This is a genomic window from Roseibium sp. AS2 (genome assembly GCF_038900065.1).
GTDB lineage: Bacteria > Pseudomonadota > Alphaproteobacteria > Rhizobiales > Stappiaceae > Roseibium.
This window is the reverse complement of the sequence record NZ_JBBMQN010000006.1, coordinates 83,190-104,448: the sequence shown is the minus strand read 5'-3', so window position 1 is coordinate 104,448 and position 21,259 is coordinate 83,190. Positions and strand designations below refer to the sequence as shown.

Genomic DNA, 21,259 nt, shown 5'->3' with positions numbered 1-21,259 from the left:
CTCACTCCGCCGGCGTGAGCGCCTTGCCGGGCTTCGGCGGGGGAGACAGGTCGCGCCGGCGCCGAAGGCGCACAAGACCGCCGAGATCATCACCGATCTTGAGCAGGGCCGGCACCAGCACCAGAACCAGCGCCGTCGCCGTGCCGAGGCCGAACACGATGGTGATCGCCATCGGCAGCAGGAACTGGGCCTGAAGACTGGTCTCGAACATCAGCGGCAGCAGGCCGCCGATCGTCGTAAGGGAGGTCAGCAGAACCGCCCGGAGCCGGTCGCAACTGGAGCCGACCGCCGCGGCATTCAACTCCTCACCCGTTGCCTTGCGCTCATCGAAGCGCGCCACCAGAATGATCGAGTTGTTGACCAGGATGCCGGCAAGACCCAGAAGGCCGATCATGCTGAGAATGGTCAGGTTGAAGCCCATCAGGTAGTGGCCGACAATCGCGCCGACAATGCCGAACGGAATGATGGACATCACCACGATCGGCCGCGCGTAGCTCGCGAAGATCGCGGCCAGGATGATGTAGATCCCGGCAACCGCCAGCAGCACCCCGGTCAGAAGATCCGAAAACGCGTTCGACTGCTCTTCGGCGCGTCCGGCGAAGGAATAGTCCAGTCCGTACCGCTCGGCGAGATCCGGCAGGAACGCCGTATTGAGTTCGGCGATGATCTCGTTGTTGGAGGTCACCGTGCTGTCGACATCGGCGACAACCGTAACCACGGTCCGTCCGTCACGCCGCAGGATGACGGAAAAACCCTGATCGTCGGTGAGACTGACCACTTCGGTGAGGGGAACGAAGTCGCCGGCGGGCGTTTTCAGCGACAGCCGGCGCAGAGCGGCCGTGCCATCCTGATCGAACACCTGTTTCACACGGACGGCCACTTCCTCGTCGCCTTCCGCGAAACGCCGCGCAATGGTGCCCTCGAAAGCATTGCGGATCTGGCGCGCAGCGCTATCCACGGTGAAGCCGAGTGCCCGGCCGCGCGGTGTCAGCTCGATCACCAGTTCCGGCTTGCCGTAGGGCAGATCGTCCTCGACGCCGCTGGTTCCGGGAAAACCGGAGAGTTCCTGCTGCAGGTCCTGCGCGGCCGCCTTGAGCACATTCAGGGGCGCTCCGGTCAGGCGAATGTCGAGATCCCGCCCGGGAGGTCCACCCCGGCGCTCAGCGATCGCGATCCGCGACGTTCCGGGAATAGAGGGAACTGCGGCCCGCCAGGCCCGGACGATCTCCGGTGTCCTGATCGTGCGGTCCTCAGACCGGGTAAGCTGAACCGTGATATTGGCGACATTGTCACCCCGGTTGTTGCCCGCCTTCCCGAGTGTTGCATAGGTCGCGACCAAAAGACTCTGTCCCTCGCCCTGGGTCAGGGTCTCTTCTGCCTGCTCCAAAGCACTCTCGATCCGCAGGATGCCGTCAATCGCAACGTCCTCGGGAATGCCGGCATGAAAGAAGATCGACGCGGTCAGGTTTTCCGCTTCCGGCGAGGGAAAGAACGTGAAGCCGACTCGGCCGCCACGGACAAGGCCGACGGCAAGGATCAGCGCTGCAATCGCGATGGCGAGCGTGACATAACGCCAGGCGACCGCCGCAGAAACCAGGGCACGGAATGGATTGTCGCGCACCCAGCTGAAGCCGGCATCGAAGCTCCTGCGAAACCAGCCCGGCCGGTCTTCCTCGTCGCGCATCCGCCGGGTCCGGCGCATGGCCATCAGCAGGGTCTCCAGGGCGACGGCCAGCAGAAAGCAGACGGTCACGACCACCAGTTCGAAGACAAAGACGCCAGCGGTTTCGCGGATCGCCCGCAGGGGATCGTCGATCAGATCGAGATAGGGCGGAACGGACATGTCCGGCTGGGCAACCAGCGCGCTCAGGAAAAAGGCCGGCGCCCCCGCGATCAGGACAACCCGCCACCAGTTCCAGCCCGGCCGGCTGCCGAGGGCGTGGGACAGGTGGCCAGGCAGCACCAGGAAACATTCGACCAGCGAGGCAATCACGACCGAGACCACGACCACGGGTAGCGTGCCCATGATCTGGCCAAGCACATCGCCGACAAGCAGGATCGGCAGGAAAGCGGCAATGGTGGTCAGGCTCGCGGCAAGGATCGGCGCCAGCATGGTGGTGGCGCCGTTGATCGCCGCTTCCTGCGGACTGTCGCCCAGGCCCTGCCGTGTCGCCGTGTGCTCGCCGACAACGATAGCGTCGTCGACGATCACCCCGAGCATCATGATCAGCGCGAACAGGGAGATCATGTTGATGCTTTCGCCCATCAGCCACATGATGCCGATCGTCGCCATCATCGCCACCGGGATGCCCGCGGCCACCCAGAGCGCGATCCGCGCGTTCAAAAACAGGAACAGGATGGCGACAACCAGCACCAGCCCCGAGATGCCGTTCTCGACAAGCAGCGTGATGCGCCCCTCCACCGCATCCGCGCGCACATCGTATTTCAGGATTTCAAGCGTGCGTGGCAGTTGTGGTCCGACCTCGGCCAGATAGTCGTCGACGATCCGGGCCGCCTTCAGCGTGTCGGTCTTTTCCGCCCGCAGGATCTGTAGTTCGACCGCCCGCATTCCCGCGGAAAAACCCTGGTTCTCGCTGGTGTCGAAGTCCCGGACGACGGTGCCGATGTCCTTCACAAGGGTTTTCTCGCCCGAAGCAAAGGACTTGACTTCGATCCTGCCCACGGCCTCCGGAGACCGTTCCTCGGAAAGGGCCCGGATCTGGCGTTCAACGGCGCCGTCGAGGTTGCCCGCCGGCAGGTCGATGGTATTGCCGGCGATCTCGCCGGCGACATCGGCGATCGTCAGGTCCAGACGGCGCAGCTCGCGCTCGGGAATTTCGACAAGGTATTCGGGCGACCGGTAGCCGTAGAGTTCGACCTTGTCGATCCCCCGGGCCAGCAGATCGTCGCGCATCTGCCGGGCAAAGACCTTCAGCGCTCCCTCCGAGAACGGACCGCGCAGCGCCAGCGTGGCAACCCCGTCGGTAAAGGTCGAAGCCGAGATCACGGGCGTTTCGGAATCGACCGGCAACGTGGTCACACCGGCAACGGCCTGTTCCACATCGGACAGCGCCTGCTGCATGTTGGTGCCTTCGACGAACTCCATCTGCACCGACGCACTGCCCTCGCGGCCATAGGAGACGATTTCGTCGAGGCCGTCGGTAAAGCGCAGTTCGGGCTCGATCACCTCCAGGATGTTGGCGGCAACGTCCTCCGCGCTGGCCCCCGGCCAGGACACGGTCACCGAAATCCGGTCGGTCTTGACGGTCGGAAAGAACTGGGTGTTGAGCTTGGCGAAGCCATAGGCCCCGAACAGGACCATGACCGCCATGATCAGGTTGGCCGCATTGGCGTGCCGGACGATCAGTTCCAGAAGGCCACGGGATCGCGTTTCGAACTCCATCGGGCGCTCCGTCACTTGCCCGCCCCTACGTTGTCGACGCTTTCGGACACGTCCTTCACCAGCAGACCTTCGCCGACTTCCGGAATCCGGGTGACCAACAGGGTCTCCCCGTCCGCCAGCGCGCCTGTTACCAGAATGAAGCCGTCATCGATCGCGAGCGCCGTCACTTCGCGCGGCACGAGACGGCTTTCCTCGACCACATAGACCGTGCCCTCGCCGTAGAATGCCGTTTCCGGTATCCGGAAACTGTCCGGGTAGGTCCGGTCCGACAGGGAAACCTCGACAAAGGCACCAGGGCGCAAGGGAACGTTCGCATTGGAAGTGTCGACCAATGCAATCAGTTCGACGCCACCACGGCTGCTGGCGACATCCGCGCCGATGCGGCTGACGCTGGCCGGATAGGTGACCGGTTCGTTGCCCAGATACCAGGTGACCTGGACCGGACGGTCGACGACCGTTCCCGTCTCCGCGAGAAGGCGGCCGTACTGATTGTCCGACAGGGTGAACCGAACGTCGAAGGTATCGCTCTTGTAGAGCGACACGATGGCGTCGTTGACGCTTACAAGCCGCCCGAGTTCCGCCGACTGGGACCGCACGATGGCATCGAAGGGAGCCTTCAGGACGGTGTTTTCAAGCTGGCGCCCGGCATTTTCCAGCCGCCATTCAAGGCGCTTGATCGCGGCATTCTGCTGGACGACCCTGGCTTCTTCCAGGGCAAGGGAATTCTGCGCCTGTTCCAGCGTCTGCCGGCGCTGCGACACGATCAGTTTGCGGTCGTCCAGGGTGCGTTCCGTAACGGTGCCCTTGCCGAGAAGATCTTCCGCGCGCTGCAGGTCCTTCTGAGCAAATTCAAGCTGTTCGGCCGCCCTGACGACATTGCCCTTTTCAAGCTCGACACCGCCTTCGCTCTCGACCAGCGCGGCCTGCGCTTCGGCAAGATTGGCTTCCGCCTCAGTAACGGCGCCCTCATAGTCGAACCGGTCGATGGCCACCAGAAGCTCGCCTTCGGAGACGGCTCCGCCCGCCTTCAGGTCGGGATGAACCTCGACCACTTCCCCGGCGACAAGGGCGCGCAGATCCACTTCCCGTCCCGCCGCGGTTTCTCCGAAGACGCTGATAAGGGGCGCATGCTCGCCCCGGACAAGCGTCACGGTTTCTGCGGCATAGCTTGTTTCCTGAATGGCCTTCTTGGCGACTTCCGGTTTGGAGGCGACCAGCAGGTTCATCCCCTTGACCGCGCCGAACAGAATGGCGAATGCCAGAAGGACCTGCAACACAGCCTTCAGGACAAGCGCAAGGCTCCAGTTGCGTTGCCGTTCCGCGCGCAGGGGCGACAGAACTTCAGGGACCGGCTGCTTGCCGGAATCCGGCTCCAAAGACTGCAACATGTTCAACGTACCACGGGCCATTCGGGGTCAAGTTAACGGGCATGCGTCCTGCGTGCTCGACGGAGAGGTCTGTTTCGCACTGCAATATACAGGACCCGATTACCCTTTCAGGTTAATTCTGGCACGCGGAAATTTGTAACGAGATGTGACCGACGGACGCAGCTGCGTCCGCCGGAAGCCTCAGTCAGCCGTCAAATTCGTAGCGGCTGCTGCAGAACTCGCAAGTGACGACGATCTTGCCGTCCTCGGTCATGTCGGCGATCTCGTCGGCGCTGAAACCGGCCAGAACGCCCTGGATCTTCTGGCGCGAGCAGCTGCATTTGTCGGCCAGCGGCTGCGGATCGAACAGGCGCACGCCGCGCTCGTGGAACAGACGGAACAGCAGCATTTCCACGCTGACTTCGGGATCGGTCAATTCGACATCCTTGACCGTCTCGACCAGCACCTTGGCTTCCACCCAGGCGTCGTCTTCGTCGACCTGATGCGGCTCGGTTCCCTCGGGCGCGTCGCCCGGATCGATATCGGCCTGCTTCATGCGATCCGGCGACTCCGGCAGAAACTGGATCAGCACACCGCCGGCAGTCCAGGCCCGCGAATGCGCTTCACCTTCGTTGCGGGTGAACAACTCGCCGACGCCCAGACGCACCTCGGTCGGGATCTGTTCGGACCGCTCGAAATACCGCCGGGCCACTTCTTCAAGCGACACGCCGTCCAGTTCCACCAGCCCCTGGTAACGTTGCATGTGCTTGCCCTGGTCGATGGTCATGGCAAGATGCCCATGGCCAAGCAGGGTTTCCGGCGTTGCCTTGCCGGCCGTAATCAGCGCCTCGACCGCGTCCGCGTCGAAGGTGGCGCAGGCCCGGATCGCGTCTGGTGTCGCGAAGTCCACGACAAGCATGGACACAGGCCCATCGGTCTGAGTCTGCAGGGTAAACCGGCCGTCGAACTTCAGGGACGTTCCGAGCAGACTGGTGAGCACGATGGCTTCCGCCAGAAGGCGTGATACCGGCTCCGGATACGCGTGGCGTCCCAGGATCTGTTGCAATACCGGTCCGAGAGCGACGGCACGGCCGCGCACGTCCAGGGCTTCCACGGCAAAAGGCCGGACTGCATCCAGCCCGGCCGGTGCGATGCCCAGTTGGTCAAGATTCAATGCCACGATGGCTCTGCCTCAAGCTGCGCCGAAACACCAGGCCAGGATACCCTTCTGGGCATGGAGACGGTTTTCGGCTTCGTCAAACACTACGGAGTTGGGACCGTCCATGACCTCGGAAGTGACTTCCTCGCCCCGGTGGGCCGGCAGGCAATGCATGAACAGCGCGTCCTGCCTTGCCTCGGCCATCAACCGCTCGTTCACCTGGTAGGCGCTGAGGAGATTGTGACGGGTTTCATTGTCATCGTCTCCCATGGACACCCAGCAATCGGTGACGACACAGTCGGTTCCCTTGACAGCCTCATATGGGTCCGCGGTGACGACAATGGAACCACCCCTGGCGCGCGCGGCGTCAATCAAGTCCCGAGGCGGTGCCAGCTCCGCCGGTGTCGCGATGCGCAGCTCGAAGTCGAACCGGGGAGCGGCGTGGATCCAGGAGGCCAGCACATTGTTGCTGTCGCCGGTCCAGGCAACGCTTTTGCCGCTGATCGATCCGCGATGCTCCTCGAATGTCAAAAGGTCGGCCATGATCTGGCAGGGATGCGAGACCTTGGTCAGACCGTTGATCACGGGAACCGTGGCATTCTCGGCCAGCTCGTTGAGCTGGTCGTGGTCCAGGATGCGGATCATGACCGCATCGACGAAGCGCGACAACACCTGCGCGGTGTCGGCAATGGTTTCGCCGCGGCCCAGCTGCATTTCCGCTCCGGTCAGCACGAGGGTTTCCCCCCCCAGTTCACGCATGCCGACATCGAAGGAAATGCGTGTGCGGGTCGACGGCTGTTCGAAGATCATCGCCAGCACCTTGCCGGCCAGCGGGCCTTCGCCGCGGCGGACACCATTGCGGCCGGCCTTGATCTTCTTGCCGGCCTCCAGAATGGCGCGCAGCTCGTCACCGTCGAAATCGGTCAGGTCGAGAAAATTCCGATAGGATTCATTGGCGGTCATCCGGCCGCTCCTTCCACCAGGTTCGTTTCAATTGCCAGGGCGGCCACTTCAAGGCGCTCCATGGCAATCGCAATTTCGTCTTCACTCATCGTCAGCGGCGGCATGATGCGGACGACGTTTTCGCCCGCAGGAACCGTCAGCAGACCGGCATCCCGTGCAGCCGCGACAAAATCTCCGACCGGAACGACGCATTTCAGACCGAGCATCAGGCCATTGCCGCGCACTTCGCCAAGAACAGCCGCATGACTGTCCACGAAACCGGCCAGCTTCTGCTTGAAACTGAGCCCCTTGCGCCGGACGTCCTCCAGAAAGCCATCCGACAGAACAACGTCCAGCACCGCATTGCCGACCGCCATGGCCAGCGGATTGCCGCCGAATGTGGTGCCATGGGTTCCGGGCGCGAGCGCAGCGGCCGTTTCGGCGGTTGCCAGACAGGCGCCCATGGGAAAGCCGCCGCCGATACCCTTGGCAATCGCCATCAGGTCCGGCTCGACACCGGTCCACTGGTGCGCGAACAACCGGCCCGTCCGTCCGACACCGGTCTGGATCTCGTCATAGATCAGCAACAAGCCGTTTTCGTCGCAAAGCTTGCGGACGGCTCGCAGGAATTCGGCGGGGATCTCGCGGATACCGCCTTCGCCCTGGATGGGCTCGATCGCGATTGCCGCCGTCTGCGGTCCGATCGCGGCCTTCAGCGCGTCGATATCGCCGACGGGCACCTGGTCGAAACCGGGCGCCTTCGGGCCGAAGCCTTCCATGTACTTGGCCTGGCCGCCGGCAGCGATGGTCGCAATCGTCCGGCCGTGGAAGGCCCCCTCGAAGGTGACGATATGGAACCGTTCGGGCTGGCCGTTGTCATAGTGATACCGGCGCGCGCATTTGATCGCGGCTTCCATGGCTTCCGCACCGGAGTTCACGAACAGCACCTTTTCGGCAAATGTCGCCTCGCACAGCCGCCGGGCCAGACGTTCCCCGTTCGGGCTCTGGTGCAGATTGGAAACGTGCCAGAGCTTGCCGGCCTGCTCCTGCAGCGCCTTGACCAGATGAGGGTGGCTGTGTCCGAGCGCGTTCACCGCAACCCCGGAGCCGCAATCGAGGAATCGTCGGCCGTCTGCCGTCACCAGCCAGACACCTTCCCCGTGATCGAATGCCAGTTCCGATCTTGCGTAATTCCCGAACAATGCGGTCGCGGACATAACCTCGTTGAACTCCTCAAAAACGGCCGTTTCTTCAGCGCCACCGTGACGCCGTACGGCACCTGCAAACGGTGCGCCCGGCCAAAACGCAACGTGCCGCCCGATAAGGCGGCACGCAGCAGTTTTCTTATACACTGCCCCCACCATGGACTGTCAATGGAAATGCGCTGCGGCGCCCCGCCAGCGCGCAAATGGCGAATTCCTCAAAATTCTCAAGCACCTCGCCATAATTGGGGAAAAGTCGGTTCATCCCCAACTGGATTTGGGTGAACGGTTGCCTGACAAATTAACGTTATTGTAACCTCTGGGACATCACACACGAGATCTCGTGCGGCAAATCATCAAGAGGCACTAGATATGCCATCCTTAGGCGCGACTACGTGCGCTTAACACGAGGTTAATGGCTGCAGGGCAGCCCAAGAAAAGGGTGCGGCAATGAGTTGGACAAACGACCGGGTTGAGCTTCTCAAGAAGCTCTGGAGCGACGGATTGAGCGCGAGCCAGATTGCTGGCGAACTGGGTGGTGTCACGCGCAACGCCGTCATCGGCAAGGTGCACCGTCTGGGCCTGTCCGGCCGGGCCAAATCAACCTCTTCCAGCGCGAAGCCGCGGCGGGCCCGGCCCGCTTCGACCGGTGCCGCAACGCCGAAGAGACCCGCCCAGCAACCGCAGTCCATCGGCGCGACGGCGCTGAAAGCGGATTTTGCTCCGGCCCCGGCGATCGTGCCCAAGCCGGCCGTTGAGCCGATAGCGGATCTTGTGCCGATCTCGCAGCGGGCAAGTATTCTCACGCTGACGGAGCGGACCTGCAAATGGCCGATCGGCGATCCGGCGACAGATGATTTCTATTTCTGCGGCCGCCAGTCCGACCCCAGCGTCCCCTATTGCACCCATCATTGCAAGATCGCCTACCAGCCCATGGCCGACCGCCGCCGGGACCGCAAGGTTGTCGCCCAGGCGGGCTGACCGCAGGCATCGCGTTCCCAGACAGCAAAAACCCGCCGACATGGCGGGTTTTTTCGTATCAGGCTGCCGCGTTTCAGGCGGAGACGGTGAACTGATCGTTGAAGGCGTAGCCCGCACCCCGGACGGTCCGGATCGGGTCCTTGGCCTTGCCCTTGTTGAGAGCCTTGCGCAAACGGCCGACATGCACATCGACCGTGCGTTCGTCGACGTAGACATCATGACCCCAGACACCGTCCAGCAACTGCTCGCGGGAGAACACCCGGCCCGGAGACGTCATCAGGAATTCCAGCAGCCGGAATTCTGTCGGACCCAGGTGGATTTCCTTGGCATTGCGACGCACACGGTGAGTTTCCCGGTCCAGCTCGATGTCTCCGGACCGCAGCATGGTGGAGACCACTTCCGGACTGGCCCGGCGCAGGATCGCCCGCACGCGTGCCATCAACTCCGGTACGGAGAACGGCTTGACGACATAATCGTCGGCGCCGGTGGACAAGCCGCGAATTCGCTCCGCTTCTTCACCCCGCGCCGTGAGCATGATCACGGGCAGCCGCTCCGTGTCCTCGCGTGCGCGCAGCCTGCGGCACAGCTCGATGCCTGACAACCCCGGCAGCATCCAGTCGAGCAGAAGAAGGTCGGGCTGGCTTTCCCGAAGCCGGATCTCGGCCTCGTCACCCCGGACACACGCTTCGACAGCGTAGCCCTCTGCTTCCAGATTGTATCTTAGTAGAAGGCTGAGGGGTTCTTCGTCTTCAACGATGAGCACCTTCGGCATACATCTCGCTCCAATTTCGGCAACCGGCGCAACAGGTCCCTGACCTGGCGCCGGCCGGTTCTTTTTCCGTGATCAATCTCGACGGAACCTTACGTATCGTGCTTGCGTCTGACCGGGCACGAAATGCTTTGCGACTTGTGACCCGGTCAACATTCGGGTGTCCGTTCGCTCCCGATTGAACCTTTGGTGACCTAGGCGCCGGTTTCGTCGACTTTCGCACGGTCTTCCGGCAAACGGTCGCCCGTGACCATGTAATAGACGTTCTCGGCAATGTTGGTCGCATGATCGCCGATCCGCTCGATGTTCTTTGCGCAGAACAGCAGATGGACGCATTGGGTGATCACCCGCGGATCTTCCATCATGTAGGTCAGCAGCTCGCGGAACAAAGACGTGTAGATGGCGTCGATTTCCGCGTCGGCTTCCTGCACGCGGCGGGCTTCCTCCGCGTCCTTGCGCGCATAGGCATCCAGCACCCGCTTGAGCTGCGCGAGGGCAAGCTCCGTCATGTGCTCGACACCGATCGCAAGCTTCTTGGACTGCAGGTCGCTGTCGATCGCGATGGCCCGCTTGGCGACGTTCTTCGCCAGATCGCCGACACGCTCCAGATCGTTGGAGATGCGGGTTGCCGCGGTGATCTCGCGAAGGTCCTGGCCCATCGGCTGACGGCGCGCGATCAACTCGATCAGCTTGCTTTCGACTTCCTGCTGAAGACGGTCCAGACGGGCGTCCTTGTCGATCGTCGACCTCGCCAGCTCCAAATCCTGGGAAACCAGTGCGGAAATGGCGTCGGCAAACGCCTTTTCGGCCAGTCCACCCATTTCGGCGACCTTGCCGGCCATGGCCGTCAGTTCTTCATCATAAGCCGAGACTGTATGTTCAGCCATTCTGTAGTCCCCTTGAGATTTACGGAAATCGCTTAGCCGAAGCGGCCAGTGATGTAGTCCTGTGTACGTTTGTCTTTCGGATTGGTGAAGATGTCTTCTGTCAGACCTTCCTCAACCAGCACGCCGAGGTGGAAGAATGCGGTACGCTGAGACACGCGGGCGGCCTGCTGCATGGAGTGCGTCACGATCACGATCGTGAAGTTCTCGCGCAGTTCGTCGATCAGTTCTTCCACCTTGGCCGTGGCGATCGGATCAAGCGCCGAACACGGCTCATCCATCAGGATCACTTCCGGGCTGACGGCGATCGCACGGGCAATGCACAGACGCTGCTGCTGACCACCGGACATGCCGGTGCCCGGCTCGTCCAGGCGGTTCTTCACTTCTTCCCAAAGACCGGCTTTCTGAAGGCTGGAGGAAACGATCTCGTCCAGATCGGTCTTGTTCTTTGCTAGTCCGTGAATGCGCGGACCATAGGCAACATTGTCGTAGATCGACTTCGGGAACGGGTTCGGCTTCTGGAACACCATGCCGACCTTGGCGCGCAACTGCACCGGGTCCACCTTCGGATCGTAGATATCCTCGCTGTCGATCTTGATCGACCCTTCCACCCGGCAGATGTCGATCGTGTCGTTCATGCGGTTGATGGTCCGCAGGAACGTCGACTTGCCACACCCGGACGGACCGATGAAGGCGGTGACCGAACGTGGTTGAATTTCAATGTCCACATCCTTGATGGCGTGTGTGTCGCCATAATAGACTTGGACTTTTTTTGCGGAAATCTTGCTGTCGGTCATGTTTTTCGCCTGTTCAATATTCGGCATCTCGTTCATCGGATCATCCCTTACCAGCGGCGCTCGAACCGGCGGCGCAGGATGACCGCGAGAACGTTCATGGTGAGGAGGAACACCAGAAGCACGATGATTCCACCCCAGGCTTTTTCGTAAAATGCATAGTCGGCGCGCGCGGCCCATGTGTAGATCTGTGCCGGCATTGCCGAGTTCGGATCGGTGAAGCCTGCCACGATACCTTCAGGGTATCCGCGTGCCACGAAGCCGACCATGCCGATCAGCAGCAGCGGCGCGGTTTCACCGAGTGCCTGCGCCAGACCGATGATGGTGCCGGTCAGGATGCCCGGCATGGCCAGAGGCAGGACATGATGAAAGATGGCCTGCATCTTGGAAGCCCCAACCCCGAGCGCGGCGTCCCGAATGCTCGGCGGCACCGCTTTCAGCGAAGCGCGGGTCGAGATGATGATCGTCGGCAGGGTCATCAGCGTCAGCACCAGCCCGCCCACAAGCGGTGCGGACTGCGGCAGGTGCATGAACTGGATGAAAACCGCCAGACCCAGAATACCGAACACGATCGAGGGGACGGCCGCCAGGTTGGAAATGTTCACTTCGATCATGTCCGTGAACCTGTTCTGCGGCGCGAATTCCTCCAGGTAGATGGACGCGGCCACACCGATCGGCAGGGACAGGAACAGGACCACCAGCATCATGAAGAACGAGCCGACAACGGACGCGCCGATGCCGGCGCCGCCCGGATTGTCCACACCCGAATCCGCACCGGTGATGAAGTTCCAGTTGAAGACGTTGGTGATGACACCCGCCTCAACCAGATTGTCGACAAGATCCAGATCGCTCGCCTGCAGGAACCGGCTGTCGGTCATGTTCTCGCGCGTGACGCGGCCGTTCATGTAGCCGTCGACCCGGGAGGAGGCCGCCAGCTCAAATCCCGCCGGCTCGCCCAGATTGTCCGGGTTGGACTGGAAATATGCGCGAATGGTTCCACCCGGCTTGCCGACGATCCGTTCGATAGCGGCCGCATCGAAGGGAACGTTCACACCGCGTTCCTCGAGCTGACCCTGGAGCGCACCGATAAAGATCTGCTCGTAGGCCTTGGTCTTGAAAAGCTGAGATTCGGCAGCGTCGAACTGTTCCTGGGTCAGCGTGAAATTCACGTTGACCACGGTCTTGGTGAATGCCGGCAGGCCTTCGGAGACGATCGACACCGCCAGGACGATGAGGAAGAACAGGCCGATTGCGATGGCACCGATGCCATAGGCCTTGAACCGGGTTTCGGACGCATTGCGCCGGCGCGTCAGATCATCAAGCGCATAGAGCGATTTCGATTTGACCGGTGCATCGGAAGACGACCCGGACGTCAAGGGAGGAAGGTTTGTGTCGGTCATCAGTCATACTGCTCCCGGTACTTGCGCACGATGTAAAGCGCAACAATGTTGAGACCCAGGGTCACCACGAAGAGTGTCATGCCCAGGGCGAATGCGACCAGCGCAACCGGTGACGCGAAGTCGGCATCGCCTGTCAGCTGACTGACGATCTTGGCGGTCACCGTGGTCATGGCTTCGAAGGGATTGAGGCTCAGGCGCGCAGCCGCACCGGCCCCGAGCACCACGATCATGGTTTCACCGATCGCGCGGGACGCGGCCAGCAGAATGGCACCGACAATGCCGGGCAAGGCGGCGGGAAGGATGACCTTCTTGACGGTTTCGGACCTGGTGGCCCCCAATCCGTAGGAGCCGTCACGCATGGCCTGCGGCACCGCGTTGATGATGTCGTCGGACAGGGAACTCACGAACGGGATCAGCATGACCCCCATCACCAGACCGGCCGTCATGACCGCCGTTCCCGCCTTCATGATGCCAAGACCACCGTCGCCGAAGACCGACAGCAGCATGGGACCGACGGTCAGGAGGGCGAACAGGCCGTAGACGATGGTCGGGATGCCCGCGAGAATTTCAAGCAGCGGCTTGGCAACGGCGCGCACTTTCGGGCCCGCATATTCGGACAGGTAGACCGCCGCGAACAGGCCGATCGGGACGGCCACGGCAAGCGCCACGATGGAGATGTAGAAGGTGCCCCAGAGCAGCGGCAGGATGCCCAGTTCGGATGAACCACCGCGGCCGGAGAAGCTCGGCGACCAGGTCAGGCCGAAGAAGAAGTCCATTGCCGGATACAGCCGGAAGAACTCCACCGTGTTGAAGACCAGCGACAAAACGATGCCGAGCGTCGTGAGAACGGCGATCAGGGCGGCGGAGAAGAGAGCGACCCGTATGCCCTTTTCAACGGTGTTGCGCGCCCTGAAATCCACGTTGGTCTCGCGCAGGGCCAAAAGAGCTCCGGCGATGGCAGCCAGAATGACGACGATCGACATGATCAGGTTGCCGGTCGAGACCACAACCCGGTAAGCCTGCGCGGCGCGCATCACCGGCTGGGTGATCTGGGAGGTGACGATCTGGCCGGCATCCTTGAGCCGGGCCGTGATGTCATTGAAATCGGCCCGCGCGTTGCGCGCGAAGTCCTCGGTCATCTGACCGGAGGCGACCACATTGTCCAGTCCCTGCGCAGCACGCCGAACCTCCGCCATCACAAGGCCGAGGGAGGATCCTTCGCTGATCGCCGACTGCGGGATCATGCCGGAAATTCTGCTGTCGACGTAGAACGGCTGGGCAAGCAGCCAGACAACAAGAATGAGAAATGCCGGAACGGCGGCTTTCATAGCCACGTTCGAACCGTAGTAGGAAGGCAGAGAATGCAGCAGCCGCATGTCGCCACCGGCGCTGGCCAAGGCACGCGCGCGCCCAACTACGTAGCCAACCAGCGCGATGGCGAGCACGATCACAATGAGCCAGAACAAGGACATTGGGTCCCCCGAAAGAATGAAAATGTCCGGAAATGAAAAAAGGGGCGGCGCGTGATGCCGCCCCTCGATAACGAGCCGGGCTCGATTACTTCATGGTTTCTTCAGCAGCGATGGCAGCCTGCGTGGCAGCCAGCTCCGGATCGGCAACGAGGCCGTACTGAGCCAGCGGGCCGTTCGGGCCGGCAATTTCGTCAGCGATGAAGAACTGAGCGTATTCCTTCAGGCCCGGGATGACGCCGATGTGTGCCTTCTTGACGTAGAAGAACAGCGGACGCGAAACCGGGTACTCACCGGTGGAGATGGTTTCGGTGGACGGAGCCACGTCGCCCATGGTCGCAACCTTCAGCTTGTCGGTGTTGTTCTCGTAGAACGCGAGACCGAAGATGCCGATGCCGTTCGGGTTGGAGTCGATGCGCGCCAGGGTCTCGGTGTAGTCGCCGTCGATGTCGGTGGACTTGCCGTCCGCACGCACGTCGATGCAGGCGTCTTCAGCGTCGTCCTCGGACATGCCGCTGTCGAGCATGGCCTGCAGGGCGCCGGTTGCTTCACAGCCAACAGCCAGAACTTTTTCTTCGAACACTTCACGGGTGCCGTGCTTGGTGCCCGGGATGAACGCGGCGATACCGACGTCCGGCAGATCGGCGTTGAAATCGGCCCAGTTGTTGTACGGGTTCTCGACGATTTTGCCATCCTTCAGGACCTTGGAACCAAGGGCGTTGAAGATGTCAGCCGGCTGGAAGGCGGTGAAAGCAGGGCCGCTCTGCTGGGAAGCGAAAACGATGCCATCGTAACCGATGCGGACTTCGATGATGTCCTTAACACCTGCTTCGGCACAGGCCTTGATTTCTTTCTCGCGGATCTTGCGGGAAGCGTTTGCAACGTCGATGGTGTTTTCACCAACGCCTTCACAGAAGCGCTTCAGACCAGCGGAAGATCCACCGGATTCAACGACCGGTGTCGGGAAGTCGGTGTTTTCACCAAAGGCTTCTGCAACGATCGAGGCGTACGGCAGAACGGTCGAGGAACCGGCAACCTGAACCTGATCGCGAGCCTGTGCGGCGCCAACGAATGCAGTGGAAGCAACGGCCAGGGCAGTTGCGCTAACGAGGGTTGTAAATTTCACTTGACCACTCCCTTTGAATGTCAAGGTTTCTAGAAGATCGACGCCCATGATTATGCGCGAGCGATGCCGGGAACCTAGGCTCCGTCGATGAGAGTTCTATGACGGTTTCTTTTCAGTTTTATGACAATTTAACTTACTGATTTCATTGAAACTTTTGCCCCACTTGAAAGTTTTATGTCATGACGGGAGGCAGAATACGACACCCGCCGCAGAGTCGGCACGGCCCGGGAGCAGGCTCGGCACTGCCTCGCGTGCGACGCGGTCTGGATATGGCGTCACACGCCGACATCGATGCGCCAGTTCAAAGCCTTTGTCCTGCCGCCTGCATGATCACTTTGTTTGCCGGCTCATTTTATGCCGCAGAGTGTTGATCATGACTCTTCTGACCGCGTTTGGAGGCCTTTGGGCCGGCCGCGTGTCGCAGTGCGATGCGGTGTGTCGGACAAGGCGCGCAACGCACCTTTCCGGCAGAGGGACATGGGCCCTCGAATGCGTGATGATCAACACTCTCTGGTTTTCCCTACAAGTGCAGCTCCGCAAGCGCACGGGCCTCTTCAGCCTGATGCAGACGGGCATCGGCGGCAAGCGGGATAAGCCCCCTGGCAGCGAGATAACCGTCATCGCCCCAGGCCTCTTCACTGGTGAACGCCGCCACATAGTCCTCAATTCCGGGGACCAGGCCGACGTGCTCTTTCTTGATGTAGAAATACAACGGCCTGGACAGCGGGTATTTGCCGGACGCAATGTTCTCGAAGCTCGGATCGACAGCGTTCACTCCGACGCTCTGGATCTGGTCCGAATTCTTCGCCAGAAAGGAATAGCCGAAAATTCCGACGGTGACCGGGTTCGCCGTCAGTGCTCCGACGATCAGATCGTCGTTCTCGCCTGCCTCGACGAAGCTGCCGTCGTGGCGGATGCGGGGGCACAGATCCGCTTCCAGGCCGCCGACGATCTCGCAGCCCTCCTCCATCGCAAGTTCCTCGAAAGCATCACGCGTGCCCGAGGTCGGCGGCGGCCCGAGAACCTCGATTTTCTCGGCCGGAAGCGATGCATCGATGTCCGACCAGAACAGGTTCGGATTGTTTTCAATGGCGCCGTCCCGCGGCAGCTTCTCGGCGAGGGCCTCAAAGATCTGTTCAAGGGTGAGCGCGAATTTCGGCCCTTCCCTCGAATTGGCCAGCACGATGCCGTCATATCCGATCACGACCTCGACGGGCGTGACCCCGTTGGCCCTGCAGTTTTCGAATTCGGACGGTTTCATCCGCCGCGAGGCGTTGGTTATATCGGGCGTAGCGACACCCGCCCCCTCGCAGAACAGGTCAAAACCGCCGCCCGTGCCGGTCGATTCGACAATCGGGAATTTCATGCCGTCTTCGCCGATTTTTTCCGCGACGGCCGTCGCGAACGGAAAGACGGTGGAAGAGCCGACAATGAGAAGTCGGTCGCGCGCTTCCGCCGACCAGGAGGTCAGACAGACAAGACCTCCGAGAATTGCGCGGGCAGCCAGATACTTCGGCACTTCACTTCTCCTAGGCGTTCGGACGAATTGGAAATGCTTCGCATATCAACGTCCGGTCTCAGGAATACGACAACCGGCGCTTCAGATCAGACGGAGGTCTGGTCCGGAATTCCGGCCGCGTTTTCGATGGCCGGCAGTGTTACCTTGAATGTCGCGCCCTTGCCGGGTTCGCTTTCCACTTCAAGCCGGCCACGGTGACGCGTGAGAATGTGCTTGACGATCGCAAGGCCCAGACCCGTCCCCTTCATGGCACGGCTGGATTCAACGTCCACCCGGTAAAAGCGTTCGGTCAGGCGTGGAAGATGCTCCGGCGGTATGCCTTCACCGTAATCGCGCACGGAGAGCTGCCAGGCGCGCTCTTCCGGATCGCCCGAAGGCTCGCTCAGCCCGATATCGACAAACTTGCCCTGGTGCCCGTATTTCAGCGCGTTCTCGATCAGGTTCTCCGTCACCTGAATGAGTTCGTCCCGATCCCCCTTGATCCTTGCCGGCACGTTCTGGATCTCGACACGGATGTCGACGCCCAGGTCCGCCGCGACAGGGGACATGGCATCGGCGGTGTGACGGATGATTTCGGATAGGTCCACCATACCCGCCGGACGCACATGCGCCTTCAGCTCGATCCGCGACAGCGACAGGATGTCGTCGATCAGGCGGCGCATGCGGCCGGCCTGATCCAGCATGATCGCCAGAAACCTGTCCTGGGCCTCGGGATCGTTGCGCGCGGGCCCCTGAAGGGTCTCGATGAACCCGGTCAGCGACGCCAGCGGCGTGCGCAGTTCGTGGCTGGCATTGGCCACGAAATCCGTGCGCATGCGCTCCAGCCGCCGGTTTTCGGTCTGATCCTGAATGACGACGAGAATGAAGTCCGGAAGGCCCGGACCGCGGTCCTGTCCGGCGCTCCCGGGCATATAGATCGGCGCGATATGCGCCTCGTACCAGGTTTCCGTCGGAACTTTCTCGATCCAGTTGATCCGTTCCGCCTCGCCGGTGGTGCACACGCGGTCGAAAGCCTCCAGAAGGGAGGGAGCTCTCAGGGAAAAGGACAGCGGATCACCGGGCTTCACGCCTTCATACGCCGCATGCGCCTGCTTGTTGACATAGCGGGTGATCCCCCGCCCGTCCGCGACAATACAGGGTGTCGGCAGCGCATCCACGGTCAGCTTCATGCCCGTGCCCGGCCACATCCGCCGGATTTCCCGTTGCGCATTCAGCTTGACCCTGCGGCTCGATGCCCGGCGGGGAATTAGGCCTGTGACGACACCCAGCACGGCCATCATCACCAGCACGGCAGAAAACGGAACACCATAAAAGGCAACTGCGACCATCGCGGCACAGAAGACCGTGATCAGAATCCACCGTGCGTCGCCGAGCCTTGTCAGGGGGGAAGCGATCGGCCGGGGCTCGGCGGGCTCCTCGAGTGTCGTAGGGGTCTTTGTCATGGATACTTGTGTGAATTTTGCGGGCGGTTTGCACCGTGGACTTCCGGTACTATTTCGACGCCTCAGCAATTACGCAAGGTCGAAACAGGGTGGCCGAAGCGTTTTCGAACACCCCAAGTAGCATGGCAAGCATGTCATCCAAGCGACAGGCCGAAGTTTTTCAAGCGCGCTTTCGAAATCAGGCGTCAGCGCAACCGATCGCCTTGTGCCGCTTTTTCCAGATTGTCCATGATCCGCGGCCAACCGCCGGGTTCGCACATGCGGCCGAGATAATCCGCCCCTTCCTCACCATGCCTGAGAAACTCGGTATGGACGATTTCCAGACGGGTCACCGGTCCCGCCTCCCGGAAATTCAACATGACCCTGCTTGCAGTGGCAGGGTCCGCGATTTCCTCTCCGCGCAGCGTCACCTGCCAGGCAAGCCGGACATAAAGGGGAGGTTCGATGGAGAGCACGGTTCCCCAGACGCGCCGGCCGTTTTCGTCGGTCTCGGAGCACCTCCCGCCGGCAAACGGTTCAATCGCGGCTTCGCTCCCGGCAATGCTGCCGTCCCTGAACGGGGTCGACCACCAGAGGTCGGGCCGATCGACAACGAGCGCGAATGCCTTGTCCCGCGGCAGAGCCAGCAGGAGGTCGAAACGGCATTCGGTATCTTGCGTCATGTCCTCATCGCCAAGCTTGGGGCCAAGACCCGGAAATCCGATTGAAACAGCACCACACTGTTCCACAACTTGCCCCGGATTGGCAAAGTTCTGCTTTCCTATCCGACACAAACGTCAGATACATGACGCGGACGCCAGAACACGAGGGCACGGACCCGCCGGCATGAAACACGATCGCGATTTTGAACCGAACTATGGCGACGCCACGGAAGTGGTACCGGGAATCCGGCGCCTCACCGCGGACAATTCCGGACCTTTCACCTTTTACGGCACCAACACCTATCTGCTCGGCACCCGGCGGCTGGTGTGTGTTGATCCGGGCCCGGCCTCACCGGCTCATATCGATGCGATCCTCAGGGCGGCAGCCGGAGCGACCATCGAAGCCATTCTGGTCAGCCATACCCATGTCGATCACTCGCCCGGCGCCCGCTTGCTGAAGGCGCAAACCGGCGCGCCCATCGTCGGATGCGGACCACACAGGCCGGCACGCGCCCTCGCCCGCAATGAAGTCAATCCGCTTGACGCCAGCGGCGACAAGGACCATGTGCCCGACAGAATGCTTGCAGACGGCGAGCTGTTAGAAGCGCCCGAACTGGCGCTGGAGACGGTCGCAACCCCCGGACACACGGCCAATCACCTGTGCTTTGCCGTGTGCGGAGCACCCGTTCTGCTGTCGGCGGACCACGTCATGGGCTGGTCGACGTCCGTGGTCGCCCCTCCCGACGGAAGCATGCGCGACTATATGGCGTCCATCGACAAGCTGCTGGGCCGGACGGAGCATACCTATCTGCCCGGGCACGGCGGCATCATTCACGATGCGCTGCCCTATGTGCGGAACCTCAGGCGCCACCGGCTCGCCCGGGAGAGCGCCATTCTCGCGCAGCTTGACCAGAGGGAGAAATCCATCCCCGAGCTGGTCGGCGCACTCTACGCGGAGATCGACCCCGCCCTGCACCCGGCAGCGGCAATGTCGGTGTTCGCCCACCTGGAAGACCTCGCCGAAAGAAAGCGTGTCATCGCGCAGCCCGGACTGGCCCTGGATGCGACTTACCGCCTGGAGCGCTCGGTTGAAAGCGACCAGGATGTCCGACCGGATTGAGACCGGACGGGGGATGGCACAGGACCGTGTCTAGCCTTCCAGATCGGTCAAGTCCGGCCCGTCGGGCGCAGGCGTATCGTCCTCTTCGACGTAGGGCTTGAAGCCCGGCAGCGGGATCGTATCGCGCAGCTCTTCGTCCGGCTCCGGCTGGAGTTCTTCTTCCACCACCGTCTCGTCGACGGCCAGGCGGGCCAGATCGCCGTAGGTGTCCAGAAGCACCCTGTCGATTTCGGCAAAGACGTTGCGGATATGGTCCGGGTTGCCGGAAATGTCGTTCAGCGGGGTGCGCGAGCGGGCGCGCACATCCAGCAGGGCGCCCACCGGATCGGGACGGATCCGCAGCGTGACATCATGCTTGAGACCGAGAATCCGGGAGGTGCCTTCCGCCTGAAGGCGGGTGGGCGCATCAAGCAGGTCGGGCGGCAGTTCGTCCACCACTTTCCAGTTCAGGGTGTCGAGCGCCTTGGCACCGGCCGCATGCAGCTGCGCCGTCGAAATGCGGTACCGCCGCGAAACGATGTCGGGAAACCGCTGTTGCGTTCCGCCGTCCGGCGCCGCGGCGCTGCCGGACCAGCGCGCCACCGACGGCCAGACATGCTGCTGCACGGCATCGTCGAACCAGCCGAGAAAGGGCTGTTCGGCGGCAAGGGACTGGGCGTTCACCTCAGGGGGCTCCAGACGATCCGTCGACAGGTCCTGTGTGCCTGGCCGCAGGACCAGCATTGCGACCACAAGCGCCGGCGGCCCGAGGGCGAGCAAGCCGAAAATCGTGCCGGTCAATGCGGCCGGCACGCCCGGCCCGCCATGGATCCAGATCCGGTTGCAGGCATGCAACGCCAGCACGAGAGCGGCAAACGCAATGACCGCCGACACGACAAGCGACAGAACGAACACATCCGCGTCGATCACCCCGAACCGCATCGCCAGGAACGCGGTCAGGGCCAGCGCGAGGCCGGCGGCCCCCAGCTTGCGGCTGGCCGGCGCCGATGTGGTTCGATAGACGGCGTAGCGCTTCATCATATCCCATCTTGCAATGCCCGC

Annotated in this window: 17 protein-coding genes; 2 read left to right on the top strand and 15 right to left on the bottom strand. The window is 62.1% G+C overall.

Annotated features, from left to right (window positions below; all coding sequences use genetic code 11):
* Position 1: 1 nt before the first annotated feature.
* From WNZ15_RS18385 to WNZ15_RS18365, 5 genes are all read right to left on the bottom strand, one after another.
* Positions 2-3,403: an efflux RND transporter permease subunit gene (locus WNZ15_RS18385; protein WP_342894473.1), complete on the bottom strand. Its 3,402-nt coding sequence runs from the start codon at positions 3,401-3,403 to the stop codon at positions 2-4.
* Positions 3,404-3,414: 11 nt separating this feature from the next.
* A complete protein-coding gene (locus WNZ15_RS18380) occupies positions 3,415-4,791 on the bottom strand; it encodes an HlyD family efflux transporter periplasmic adaptor subunit (RefSeq protein ID WP_342894472.1) in 1,377 nt (458 codons plus the stop codon).
* A 184-nt stretch (positions 4,792-4,975) separates the two neighbouring features.
* Positions 4,976-5,950, bottom strand: a complete 975-nt coding sequence (locus tag WNZ15_RS18375) for an Hsp33 family molecular chaperone (RefSeq protein WP_342894471.1) — start codon at positions 5,948-5,950, stop codon at positions 4,976-4,978.
* Positions 5,951-5,962: 12 nt separating this feature from the next.
* Positions 5,963-6,892 (bottom strand): ornithine carbamoyltransferase, encoded by a 930-nt coding sequence (gene argF / locus WNZ15_RS18370; protein ID WP_342894470.1) that lies wholly within the window; start codon positions 6,890-6,892, stop codon positions 5,963-5,965.
* Positions 6,889-8,088: an aspartate aminotransferase family protein gene (locus WNZ15_RS18365; RefSeq protein ID WP_342894469.1), complete on the bottom strand. Its 1,200-nt coding sequence runs from the start codon at positions 8,086-8,088 to the stop codon at positions 6,889-6,891. Before WNZ15_RS18365 ends, argF begins: the two co-directional genes overlap by 4 nt.
* A 435-nt stretch (positions 8,089-8,523) precedes the next feature.
* Here WNZ15_RS18365 and WNZ15_RS18360 point away from each other — a divergent pair, with 435 nt between their 5' ends.
* The gene (locus tag WNZ15_RS18360) at positions 8,524-9,054 is read left to right on the top strand and encodes a GcrA family cell cycle regulator (protein WP_342894468.1); all 531 of its coding nucleotides are present in this window, start codon (positions 8,524-8,526) and stop codon (positions 9,052-9,054) included.
* A 73-nt stretch (positions 9,055-9,127) separates the two neighbouring features.
* On the opposite strand, the gene phoB is transcribed toward WNZ15_RS18360, so the two are convergent.
* The 9 genes from phoB to WNZ15_RS18315 all read right to left on the bottom strand — a co-directional run bounded on the left by phoB (position 9,128) and on the right by WNZ15_RS18315 (position 19,119).
* Entirely contained in the window at positions 9,128-9,826 is a 699-nt protein-coding gene (gene phoB, locus WNZ15_RS18355) for a phosphate regulon transcriptional regulator PhoB (protein WP_342894467.1), read from the bottom strand.
* A gap of 191 nt (positions 9,827-10,017) precedes the next feature.
* The gene (gene phoU, locus WNZ15_RS18350) at positions 10,018-10,710 is read right to left on the bottom strand and encodes a phosphate signaling complex protein PhoU (RefSeq protein WP_342894466.1); all 693 of its coding nucleotides are present in this window, start codon (positions 10,708-10,710) and stop codon (positions 10,018-10,020) included.
* Between the two features lie 32 nt (positions 10,711-10,742).
* A complete protein-coding gene (gene pstB / locus WNZ15_RS18345) occupies positions 10,743-11,540 on the bottom strand; it encodes a phosphate ABC transporter ATP-binding protein PstB (RefSeq protein WP_342894465.1) in 798 nt (265 codons plus the stop codon).
* A gap of 11 nt (positions 11,541-11,551) precedes the next feature.
* The gene (pstA, locus tag WNZ15_RS18340) at positions 11,552-12,901 is read right to left on the bottom strand and encodes a phosphate ABC transporter permease PstA (protein WP_342894464.1); all 1,350 of its coding nucleotides are present in this window, start codon (positions 12,899-12,901) and stop codon (positions 11,552-11,554) included.
* Complete coding sequence (pstC, locus tag WNZ15_RS18335) at positions 12,901-14,373, bottom strand: phosphate ABC transporter permease subunit PstC (RefSeq protein WP_342894463.1); 1,473 nt, start codon at positions 14,371-14,373, stop codon at positions 12,901-12,903. Before pstC ends, pstA begins: the two co-directional genes overlap by 1 nt.
* 85 nt (positions 14,374-14,458) lie before the next feature.
* Positions 14,459-15,544 carry a substrate-binding domain-containing protein gene (locus tag WNZ15_RS18330; protein WP_342894462.1) on the bottom strand — a complete coding sequence of 362 codons (1,086 nt, stop codon included), beginning with the start codon at positions 15,542-15,544 and terminating at the stop codon, positions 14,459-14,461.
* A gap of 472 nt (positions 15,545-16,016) precedes the next feature.
* Entirely contained in the window at positions 16,017-17,015 is a 999-nt protein-coding gene (locus tag WNZ15_RS18325) for a substrate-binding domain-containing protein (protein WP_342894461.1), read from the bottom strand.
* Positions 17,016-17,101: 86 nt separating this feature from the next.
* A complete protein-coding gene (locus WNZ15_RS18320) occupies positions 17,102-18,457 on the bottom strand; it encodes an ATP-binding protein (RefSeq protein ID WP_342894460.1) in 1,356 nt (451 codons plus the stop codon).
* 185 nt (positions 18,458-18,642) lie between these two features.
* A complete protein-coding gene (locus WNZ15_RS18315) occupies positions 18,643-19,119 on the bottom strand; it encodes an SRPBCC family protein (RefSeq protein WP_342894459.1) in 477 nt (158 codons plus the stop codon).
* Between the two features lie 163 nt (positions 19,120-19,282).
* Between WNZ15_RS18315 and WNZ15_RS18310 the strand changes: the two genes are divergently transcribed.
* Positions 19,283-20,218 (top strand): MBL fold metallo-hydrolase, encoded by a 936-nt coding sequence (locus WNZ15_RS18310; protein WP_342894458.1) that lies wholly within the window; start codon positions 19,283-19,285, stop codon positions 20,216-20,218.
* A 30-nt stretch (positions 20,219-20,248) separates the two neighbouring features.
* On the opposite strand, the gene WNZ15_RS18305 is transcribed toward WNZ15_RS18310, so the two are convergent.
* Positions 20,249-21,238 carry a DUF1499 domain-containing protein gene (locus WNZ15_RS18305; RefSeq protein ID WP_342894457.1) on the bottom strand — a complete coding sequence of 330 codons (990 nt, stop codon included), beginning with the start codon at positions 21,236-21,238 and terminating at the stop codon, positions 20,249-20,251.
* Positions 21,239-21,259 lie beyond the last annotated feature (21 nt).